Source organism: Anabaena sp. AL93, assembly GCF_001672085.1.
GTDB lineage: Bacteria > Cyanobacteriota > Cyanobacteriia > Cyanobacteriales > Nostocaceae > Dolichospermum > Dolichospermum heterosporum.
Map to the genome: position 1 here is coordinate 1 of NZ_LJOU01000133.1, position 11,543 is coordinate 11,543.

Consider the following 11,543-nt stretch of genomic DNA (forward strand, 5'->3'; position numbering starts at 1 on the left):
TGTTTGTAGATGAGGTTGCTAATTTGATGGTGATTAATTGTCTGAATCAGGATTTCCAGGATTTCAGGATTTACAGGATGAGGGATCTGTTTGTAGATGAGGTTGCTAATTTGACGGTGATTAATTGTCTGAATCAGGATTTCCAGGATTTCAGGATTTACAGGATGAGGGATCTATTTGCAGATGAGGTTGCTAATTTGACGGTGATTAATTGTCTGATAGCGTAGCGTGGCGCAAGCCATATCAGGATTTCCAGGATTTCAGGATTTACAGGATGAGGGATCTATTTGCAGATGAGGTTGCTAATTTGACGGTGATTAATTGTCTGAATCAGGATTTCCAGGATTTCAGGATTTACAGGATGAGGGATCTGTTTGTAGATGAGGTTGCTAATTTGACGGTGATTAATTGTCTGATAGCGTAGCGTGGCGCAAGCCATATCAGGATTTCCAGGATTTCAGGATTTACAGGATGAGGGATCTGTTTGTAGATGAGGTTGCTAATTTGATGGTGATTAATTGTCTGAATCAGGATTTCCAGGATTTCAGGATTTACAGGATGAGGGATCTGTTTGTAGATGAGGTTGCTAATTTGACGGTGATTAATTGTCTGAATCAGGATTTCCAGGATTTCAGGATTTACAGGATGAGGGATCTGTTTGTAGATGAGGTTGGTAATTTGACGGTGATTAATTGTCTGAATCAGGATTTCCAGGATTTCAGGATTTACAGGATGAGGGATCTATTTGCAGATGAGGTTGGTAATAATAGGACTTACGCAAGTGTCACACTAAAAATCTGTTTTAGGGTGCGTCAGACTGTATAAATCCTGTAAATAAGCAGATTGTTGATATCTGACGCAGCCTACCAATGTGCCAGTTGTGTAAGTCCTGAGTTAAATGGGGCTAAAAGTTAACCGATAGCTGCTCTTAATTTTTTAAGAACTCTACCGATTTCTACGAAGTCTTTATTTTGTGAGAGTCCTAGGAGAACCTTCGGACTACTTTGATTGACAATAGTATTATACACATTAATAGCAACGCTGAGTTTATTGATGTCCACAGATGCTGCTGCATTCACCTGAGCTATGGTGAAACTAGCTTTAAGGGCTTTGGTATTAGTTAATAAGTCACTTTTCGTTAACTGGGCTGTGTGATAAGTTGGTTTGATATAACTGTTAAGAGGACTTAAAAGACTAGCCAGGGATTCTAAAAGTCCCTTCGTTAATTCTGGAGAAACCCCTGTGCTATTCATAGACTCAGTCAGTTCAGTAATTGCAGGTTGTACATCTGAGCCAGCACCCATCAAGTCACCAATCTTTGTGTTACCACCAGGGCTTGCAAGTTCGGTGAGTAAATCAGTAAATGCTTGATTTATGGACTGTTGAGCCGCAGGTGTAATTGTCATGGTTACAACTCCATCTGGTCCTGTTGTGACAGTGACGTTAGGTGATGTACTGACTGGATTGAAATTGATGTTAACTTGTTGGATTTGCTGATTAGGATTAACTCTTTCACTAACACCTTTAGGACTTAGATTGGAAGCGGGTTCAGGCGATGGATTGGAAGTAGGTTCAGGTGATGGATTAGGCGTAAATTGGGGTGATGGATTAGGTGATGGATTAGGCGTAAATTGGGGTGATGGATTAGGTGATGGATTAGGCGTAAATTGGGGTGATGGATTAGGTGATGGATTAGGCGTAAATTGGGGTAATGGATTAACCCCTCCACTAATACCTCCAGCATTACCCTTACTCGGACCAGAAACTTGAGCTTGGTTTGCCATCTGGAAAGTAAACAATATTAACGGACTGAGGCTCAGAGCAAAAATGAGACTTCTGGTTTTTAACATGATGATTTCCTACCAAACATTAAAGTTGAAGTGCTTATTTGGGGTCTGCCAAATAAAATTAGAACCGCTCACAAATGAGGACTTCAGGGTTTTTGATACTTAGAAAATGTCAGGTTCTGGTATAGAATCCATTTGGTATCTATTTTGTAAGACTTACCTAACAAGAGTTATGGTAATCTTGACGGATTCTCTCTCGTCCATACTGGGCAATAACTCTGGCAAAGATGCCAAATGGAATCTACACAAAGATCCCAAATAGGTACATTTTTCCCTATTTAGATATGGGGAACTGAGGATCTATGACTACCCAGCGCAGTCTGTCAGCATCAGTCCATTAGATAGCTGAAACTGTTGCCCGTGGCTTCATATCCTCACCAACAATTTTTTCGGTAAGCCCTATTTGGGTAAGAAATTGAAGCCATAACCTACGCCCAGAACAAATACCGTACCACCCTGACTATTATTTGTGATATCTGCCCCCTGGGCTGTAATTGTCAGTGGTACAGTGGGGAAAGGAACGTAGGATGCTCCGATATTTAAACCAACTCCACTCCAACCTAGACCTAGACCAACTTGGGGATGAACTTGTACACCCACTCCTGTAAATATTCCAGTACTGGAATTACCTTGCCTAAAGTCACCGCCTCCAGCCCCCAGGGAGAAGGAGATGGGCATTTGATTAACGGGATCTTTAGGCTTTAATAAGGAATAAGCTGTTGCCACCCCATAGGCACTAGAAGGTCTAATGGGTTCATCTCCGTATTGGGCAAAGGTGTTCCAACCAGCAGCTACACCAACTTGATTGGTTGCTTGGTTGTAGACAATGCGGTGGACTTTGATATCAAAAGTTCCATTGGCGTTAAAGTTGTTGATACTACCAATAGTCCAGCCAAGCTCCAATCCAGCTAGTTTCCTGGCATCTCCTAAACCAAAACCTGTGGTGATACTACCATCTAGACCTGTATCTCTCTTGCCGCCGAAAGCCCCTGATCCTGCTACAAACCCATCGCCGATGTTGGCTCCGAAGGCACTTGGACCAGCAAAATTAAGTCCAGGCCTATAGGATGGCTTTTTGGGAGTTAGCCTATAAATGGGATCTATCAATAAATCTCGACGAATTTTATCTGTATTAATTGATGCATCGTCTATCTCCGAAGAGTTTGTCTGGGAGGTTATTTGTGGTTGTTTTTGGTGGACAATGGATTCAATCTGTTTTCCAGAAATAACCTTCTGCTTTAATTCAGCGACTGCGATTACCTGGTTGCTGTCGGGTAAATAGGTCGCTTTTGCAGTTTCATCTGTATTTAATGTACTTTTGTCTAATGCTTGATTGTCAGTTATGATCTCGTCTGCTGCGGATGCAGAATTAACTGACATGACTCCGTTCAGTAATAAAATTGACAGGTTTAGCCATAAACTCCAGTAGATACCACGAACACAAATACTTGGCGGCATGGTAAAATCACCCTTGATATTCAAGATATATTCCTCCAAAATGTTTGCAGCAAAGCTAAAAACCCAAGGTTCCCTGTTTTTGTAAACAGGAATACAGGGAGCATAAACTGAAAGCATGGCCTTAACTTACTTATATACTTATAAAGGTTGGTTAAGGCCGTATTGTTTTGTATATATTGATTGATGGACACCGTTTAGTTGAGCTTAAACCCGAACCAAGTACAGAATGTTTACAACCCCGATTTTTACATTTATACCACGAATGCAAATTAAAAGCACCTAAGCTCGACCATGAGAATAGTTAGGAATTATCAGTGATTTCTTGGGTGTTAACTGCTGGGAGGAGGGCGGTAAGGTGTGAGGTAACTTGACTGTAACGACGGGTAATGAGTAATGAAGAACGACATTGGATGGCGAGTTGATCTGTGTATCTTCCCAGGGTTTGGCGTTCAATTCCCCACAGACGGCTAGTACCAACAATGGTTAGATCAACATTTTCCGAGGCAGCAATTAAGGCTTGGATTGGTTCTGGGGAGGTGACGCTTTTGATTTCAATCCCATATTCGGCATGAGTAAATATACCCAAAATATTTTTCCCAGCAGGTTATTTTGTCAAAAAAAGAATTTCATAAAACAGCTAAAACCCAATCATAATAACCAATTCATGCTTTTTGTTATCTAGGTCGGTATTCAATAAATTTAATCTCAAACCAACTAATTTATTGACATTATTCTCAATAAGCTTGATTCTAGCTTTAGGTAGATATGCGATCGCTCTAATATAGAATTGCGTGTCATTGTCTGAAAGCCTTGTTATCATTGAGTTATGGATAATTCCGAAAATTCAAAAAACACCTGCTGAATGTGGGTTGAATCCTCGACTGATTGATTCTGACTCCTGGCTACTGACTCGGTGACTCCTTCTTCAACTCACCGAGTAGGATTATGTTCAGAAAAAGATGTAGAAATGATTCTTAATTTATTAAAAGAAGAAAGCAGAATGATTATTAGTCTTATTAAAAAACTAGAAAATTAAAATTTTTCCCCTGTTCCCAGTTAAGAGTTCCCTGTTCCCTTCTCTCAATTTCTCGGTTTAGCATAACAAGTACCGAAGAGCCAAATATACTAACACATCCACAGAGTTTGAACTTCCCCATCCGGGGATGGAGAAGTTGAGAAACCAACAACCTGAAGTTTAAGAAAGAGCAAAAACCGCATCATTGAAATCATTGTTGGAATATTGGGTAGCGGTAGCGGGTAAATCCTCAAATCCATAGACCCCATTACCATAGGAACGGAGGTGGGGAGATTTATCGGGATTAGCTGACCCAAAGCTAAAATAGGCTACAGGTTCCTGTACGAATCTAGGTGCATTATTGAACTCATTACCTGCTTCCGTAGCAACAAGGTCTCGGACATATTGAGGTGCATTGGCAAACCGGTTTACGTCTCCGTTTTCAGCAGCAACGAAATCTTCTACTCCCTGTTGTAAATTGGGGAAGTAAGTTCCACAGTTAGCAATAACAAAAGGAGCATAAAACTTATTACCTTGAAGTGACACACCAGACCCTAATTGTGTAGCGGTGCTGGGAGTATCGCTACTACCTGCTTGCACTATGAAGTCTTTGACTCTAGCAGTGGTGAGAGCGTAAAGCGCATAATCGCTATCTCCCGGTTTTAATACCCCTTTCTCAGTATTAATTCCTCCTTCAGCATCCACAACCTCATATATTCCAAATAAGTGGTTGAAATTGGACTTTGTTCCATTTTGGACACCAGTAACTTCATTAGACGCGGATAGTCTATTTGTGTCTAAAGACAGATTTCCGCCGCCATTGGTGCTGAAAATCAAACCCGTGGATATATTCACGTTGGGTGCATAATCAGTAATGGGGGTGAGGGTGCGATCGTCATTGGTAATAGTTCCTACAGCAGTTGCAGTGGTAATGGTAGCATTGGTGGAGTTGGAAAGGGTAACTGTAAACCCTTCATCCGGTTCAACAGTAGTGTCTCCTGACACATTCACCGTGATAGTTTTACTGGTTTCACCTGCTGTAAAATTCACCGTGCCCGTTGGTAGGGTTCCACCAAAATCCGTAACATCTGCTTGGTTAGTACCAGACCCTGTTACTGCCCAATTAGCACTGCTGCTACTAGTGGTATCTCCACTGCGGGTAACAGTGAAGGTAAAGGCGTTTGTACCTGAATTCCCTTCTGTTTGGGTGGCATTGGTAGATGCGATCGCCAGCGAGGTATTCTTAACTTCAATGGAAACTTTCCCAGTAGCAGTCCCATTTTGGCCATCTCCCAATGTATACTGAAAGTTATCTATACCATTAAAGTCTAAGGGTGGAGTGTAAAGTAATTTGTCATCGGATAGGTCTGTTGGCGTTTGATTGTTGTCCCTAGAAACCTTCCCTCCCTTATCACTCACAGAATTAAAGTCTAAGATAACAGGTTTGCCAGAAGAGACAAAATCATTCTTGAGAACATCAAAACTTGCTTGTGAAGCTGATGTGACCAGGAAAGAGTCGTTGCTAGCAACCAGGGATGAGGAACTAAAACCCTTACCAATAAAAATTGCCGAATCAAGCGCAGAGTCAGCAGTATCAGCAAGAGCTAATTTAAACTTATAAGTTTCACCCGGCTTAACTGGAGTTGTAGCAGTCAAAACTGACGTAAACCCATCAAACTTTGTATTATAGGTGCTTCCACTCCCTGATTGTGGGTTGTCACGATAGAGATTTGCATTTTTTTGATCGTTAATGTTATTGACGGTGATGGGAGTTTGTGTTCCTGGAATAACGGCAATATTGGTTGTTATTCCAGAGGTATCGGTTACAAAGAAACCAAAAACATCGTTATACTGGCTATTAACAAATTCCTTATACTCCTCAGATGCAAAAACATAGTCGAAACTGACAAAACTATCTGTTGGTATAAAATCAAACTCCAAAACGGCAGCATCTTTGGTAGATCCATTCACCAGCTTATTCAAGTCAGCATCGCCCGCTCCAGAAAAATTTGTGCTGATTTTATTACCGACGTTATTCCCGTAGATATCGGCTACTTTCCCAGAACTCAGAACAATTCCTGAAGTAATACCAATGCCAACAGATGAATTAGTAAAAGTATCAACAGCTTGACTGCTCCCAGTAAATTTAGCATCTTTTACCGTCGTCACACCAGAACCGAGAATCTGAGAAACTAAGTCCAGAGCAACATCATCATCGTTTTGGATAGTTCCTACAGCAGTTGCAGTGGTAATGGTAGCATTGGTGGGGTTGGAAAGGGTAACTGTAAACCCTTCATCCGGCTCAACAGTGGTGTCTCCTAACACATCTACTATGATAGTTTTAGTGGGTTCACCTGCTGCAAAACCCACCGTACCAGTTGGTAGGGTTCCACCAAAATCCGTAACATCTGCTTGGTCAGTACCAGACCCTGTTACTGCCCAATTAGCACTGCTGCTACCACTGGTATCTCCACTGCGAGTAACAGTGAAGGTAAAGGCTTTTGTACCTGAATTTCCCTCTGTTTGAGTTACATTACTAGGAGAAATACTTAGATTGGCAACAGTTTCATTAACGTCAGTTACACCAATAGTTAATTGTTTCTCAAAGGATAACCCACCCTGGTCGGTGGTTTTGACTCTAATGCTATAACTGTTTTTGGTTTCATAGTCAAATCCAGAGTTGGTTTTGAGTTCATTATTGGTAATGGTGAAGACATTATTATCTGTGTCTCCCGTACCGCTTATCAAGGTATAGGTGAAAGTGTTTCCTGCATCTGGGTCTGTAGTGGTGAAATTACCAACCACTGTATTAATGGGTTGATTTTCGGCGATTGTGCTATTAGAGAGAGTCAAATTGCTAGGAACTTCGTTAACGTTGGTGACGGTAATAGCTACCGCTTGTGTGGCGGTTAATGAACCATCACTAGCGATAACGTTGAGATCATAAACGTTATTTGCACCGCTATCACTAGGTAATTCAAAGTTAGGAGCATTTTTGAAAGTAATATCACCGTTGCTGATATTAAAGAGATTAGCATCAGTACCAGACAAACTATATAAAGGTGTACCCGCATCTACGTCTGTAGCTATAGCGGTATAAACTATCCCTGTGCCGTTTTCTGCAAAATTTGCGGTGGTAGGACTGGTAATAACTGGAACTTCATTAACGTCAGTTACACCAATAGTTAATTGTTTCTCAAAGGATAACCCACCTTGGTCTGTGGTTTTGATTCTAATGCTGTAACTGTTTTTGGTTTCGTAGTCAAATCCAGAGTTGGTTTTGAGTTCATTATTGGTAATGGTGAAGACATTATTATCTGTGTCTCCCGTACCGCTTACCAAGGTATAGGTGAAGGTGTTTCCCGCATCTGAGTCTATGGTCGTGAAATTACCAACCACTGTATTAATGGCTTGATTTTCGGCAATTGTGCTGTTATTCAAGCTGATGTTGGTGGGTGATTGGTTCGTGGGAGTTTCGTTAACGTCAGTTACACCAATAGTTAATTGTTTCTCAAAGGATAACCCACCCTGGTCTGTGGTTTTGACTCTAATGCTATAACTGTTTTTGGTTTCGTAGTCAAATATGGCTTTGGTTTGTAACTCATTATTACCAACGATAATGAATGAATTGTTATTTGTATCACCTGTTCCTGATACTAGGCTATAGGTGAAGGTGTCACCAGTATTTGGGTCTATGGTGGTGAAATTACCAATTTTTGTATTAATGGGTTGATTTTCGGCAATTGTGCTGTTATTTAAAGTGATGTTGGTGGGCGCTTGGTTAGTATCAGTAAAGTCACCCACATCAATAACCTTTATTTCTCGATCATCAACTATATAAGCGTAATTGCCTATTACTTGTACGTCATAACCATAACTACCATAACTAAGGTCATCTTTGCTTTTGAGTGTTGGGTTGCTTGGATCACTGATATCTATAATTTCTGTTCCTGAGTAATCGTAAAGCAAATAAGCATATTTACCTACTACCCGCACATTATCAGCATACGTTTGATAAGTGCTTTTATAATTGCCTTTGAGTATGGGTTTGGTCGGATCACTGATGTCTATAATTTGTAGTCCTGAAAGTCCATCAGCTACATAAGCATAATTGCCTACTACTTGGACATCATTAGCGTCACCCGGAGTATTATAATTTTCTTTGAGGCTAGGAACAGATGGATCACTGATGTCTATAATTTGTAGTCCTGAAAGTCCATCGGCTACATAAGCATAATTGCCTAATAATTGTACATCATGGGCATAACCTAGAGTATCATAATTACCCTTGAGTGTGGGGGTAGTGGCATTGTTGATATCTATGATTTGTAGTCCTGAAAGTCCATCAGCTACATAAGCATAGTTGCCTAATAATTGTACATTATGGGCATAACCTGGGGTATCATAATTTCCTTTGAGTATGGGTTTGGTCGGATCAGTGATATCTATGATTTGCAGTCCTGCATCAGACGCGGATACATAAGCATAATTATCTACAACCTGAACACTTTGTGCATAGTTTCCAGTATCATAATTTCCCTTGGGTATGGCTTTGGTGATATCTGTGATATCTATGATTTGTAGTCCAAAAGTACCAGCTACGTAAGCGTAGTTGCCTACTACTTGCATATTGCCTGAATTGTAATAACCCTTGAGGGTGGGACTAGAGGGGTTGCTGATATCTATTATTTCTAATCCCATATCACCAGATACATAAGCATAATTGCCTACTAATCCTACATTGTAAGCCTCTCTCTTAGTAACATAACTGGCTTGAAGGCTAGGATTAGAGGGGTTGCTGATATCTATGATTCGTAGTCCTGAATCACCAGTAGCTATATAAGCATAGTCGTTTAATACCTGCACATCATAAGTGAAATCAGTGATATTATAATTGCCCTTGAGGGTAGGGTTAGATGGATTGCTGATATCTATGATTTGTAGTCCCGATACATCAGTGACATAAGCATTGTTGCCGATTACTTGTACATTATTAGCATTGCCAGTATTATAATTACCCTTGAGGGTAGGATTAGAGAGGTTGCTGATATCTATGATTTGTAGTCCTGATACATCAGCGACATAAGCATAGTCGTTTAATACCTGCACACGTCTACCAAAGCCAGACACATTCCAGACAGAATCATTATAATTGCCTTTGAGGGTAGGAGCAGTGGGATTGCTGATATCTATTATTTCTAATCCTCTACTACTAGCTGCATAAGCATAGTTGCCTATTACCTGTACACTATACACATAGCCAGAAGTTACGGGTCCAGAAGTAATATTATAATTCCATCTGCCCTTGATTATAGGATTAGTCGGATCACTGATGTCTATAATTTCTAGTCCATCAGATCCAGTCGCTACATAAGCATAGTTACCTACTATCTGCAAATTACCAACAAGTAATGGGGAAAGCTTTGTAATTAGTTTAATTGGGAAAGGCAGTTGGATTGTAGCTAAAGCTAAATCATCATTAGTAATAGTTCCCGTTGCGGTAGCTGTGGTAATTGTTGCATTGTTATTAAAACTGAAGAGATTAACGGTAAAGGTTTCATTGTTTTCCTGAGTAAGATCACCCTTGACATTAACTATAATGTCTTTTGATATTTCTCCAGGTGCAAAGGTAATAGTACCTGTGGTGTTAGCAAAGTCATCAAAACTAGCAGGAGAATTTACGCTCCAGTTAACACTATTTGTCCCTGTGGTGTCACCTGTGCGGGTGACGGTGAAGGTAAAGGGTTTATTGCCTAAATTTCCTTCCGTTTGAGTTACATTACTAGGGGAAATGCTTAGATTGGCAACAGTTTCGTTAATGTCAGTTACACCAATAGTTAATTGTTTCTCAAAGGATAACCCACCCTGGTCTGTGGTTTTGACTCTAATGCTGTAACTATTTTTGGTTTCGTAGTCAAATACGGCTTTGGTTTGTAACTCATTATTACCAACGATAATTAATGAATTGTTATCTGTATCACCTGTTCCTGATACTAGACTATAGGTGAAGGTGTCACCAGTATTTGGGTCTATGGTGGTGAAATTACCAACTACTGTATTAATGGGTTGATTTTCGGCAATTGTGCTGTTATTTAAAGTGATGTTGGTGGGCGCTTGGTTGGTCGGCGGAGTATTATCAAAAACATAGCTAAAATAAGTTTCTGTTAGACTCAAACCTGTTTGATTTCGGACTATACCAATAAGTTCATCAGGTTCTGTATTTGGCTTATTGATTAATATTTGAGTGTCTGCACCGACAACAGCCAGAAGGTAATTACTGCTTGTTCCTTGCAGTTGAATAATATCACCTTCACTGGTGTTAAAGTCAGCAATTTCGGCATAGTCACTGTCACCATTAGTTGTACTATTCCCGTCATCGTAACCAATCCAAGTTGCAGCACCCAGTATAAAGCGATCTGATTCAGTTCCACCCACGAGATAATCTCTTTCACCTCGTCCGGGGGTTGCGCTGGTAGGATTGACTCCATTGAGGGTATCATTACCTTCTTGACCAGATAGCTGATCATTTCCCGCACCACCGGAAATATTATCGTTACCATCCCTACCAGAAATACCTTCACTATCAGAAGTACCAACAATTACATCATCAAAATTTGTGCCTTGAAAACCAGGGAAACTATTAAAGCTTTCAATGGAAGTAAGAGTATCAACTTCAGTCCCAATAGTAATTGTGCCATTACTGGTTGTTGGGTCATAGGTCATCGTTAATCCTGTGGCCCGATTACTGTAATCAGCGTTGTAGTAATCAAAACCTGTACCGCCATTCAGATTATCACTACCTGCATCACTGTAGAGTGTGTCATCTCCTGCATCCCCATTAACGACATCATTACCATTACCACCATAGAGATCATCGTTGCCAGTACCACCATTGAGGGTATCATTACCTTCTTGACCATCTAGCTTATCATTTCCCGCACCACCGGAAATATTATCGTTACCATCCCTACCATAAATACCCCAACCTTCATTATCAGAAGTGCCAACAATTACATCATCAAAATTTGTGCCTTGAAAACCAGGGTAATCATTAAAGCTTTCAATGGAAGTAAGAGTATCAACTTCAGTGCCAATGGTAATTGTGCCATTACTGGTTGTTGGGTCATAGGTCATCGTTAATCCTGTGGCTCGATTACTGTAATCAGCGTTGTAGTAATCAAAACCTGTACCGCCATTCAGATTATCACTACCTGCATCAGTGT

At 40.5% G+C, this 11,543-nt stretch carries 5 protein-coding genes and 1 pseudogene; all 6 read right to left on the reverse strand.

What is annotated here, in order from left to right; all coding sequences use genetic code 11:
• Nucleotides 1-283 precede the first annotated feature (283 nt).
• Nucleotides 284-439 carry a hypothetical protein gene (locus tag AN486_RS24315; protein WP_290602831.1) on the reverse strand — a complete coding sequence of 52 codons (156 nt, stop codon included), beginning with the start codon at nt 437-439 and terminating at the stop codon, nt 284-286.
• A gap of 472 nt (nt 440-911) precedes the next feature.
• A complete protein-coding gene (locus AN486_RS24320) occupies nt 912-1,784 on the reverse strand; it encodes a hypothetical protein (protein WP_290602832.1) in 873 nt (290 codons plus the stop codon).
• Between the two features lie 462 nt (nt 1,785-2,246).
• Nucleotides 2,247-3,329: a hypothetical protein gene (locus AN486_RS24325; RefSeq protein ID WP_290602833.1), complete on the reverse strand. Its 1,083-nt coding sequence runs from the start codon at nt 3,327-3,329 to the stop codon at nt 2,247-2,249.
• A 277-nt stretch (nt 3,330-3,606) separates the two neighbouring features.
• A pseudogene (locus tag AN486_RS24330) lies at nt 3,607-3,861 on the reverse strand (sodium:proton antiporter); the annotation flags it as partial.
• A gap of 81 nt (nt 3,862-3,942) precedes the next feature.
• Nucleotides 3,943-4,125 (reverse strand): hypothetical protein, encoded by a 183-nt coding sequence (locus AN486_RS24335; RefSeq protein ID WP_290602834.1) that lies wholly within the window; start codon nt 4,123-4,125, stop codon nt 3,943-3,945.
• A 375-nt stretch (nt 4,126-4,500) separates the two neighbouring features.
• Nucleotides 4,501-11,454 carry a choice-of-anchor L domain-containing protein gene (locus AN486_RS24340; protein ID WP_290602835.1) on the reverse strand — a complete coding sequence of 2,318 codons (6,954 nt, stop codon included), beginning with the start codon at nt 11,452-11,454 and terminating at the stop codon, nt 4,501-4,503.
• Nucleotides 11,455-11,543: the final 89 nt, after the last annotated feature.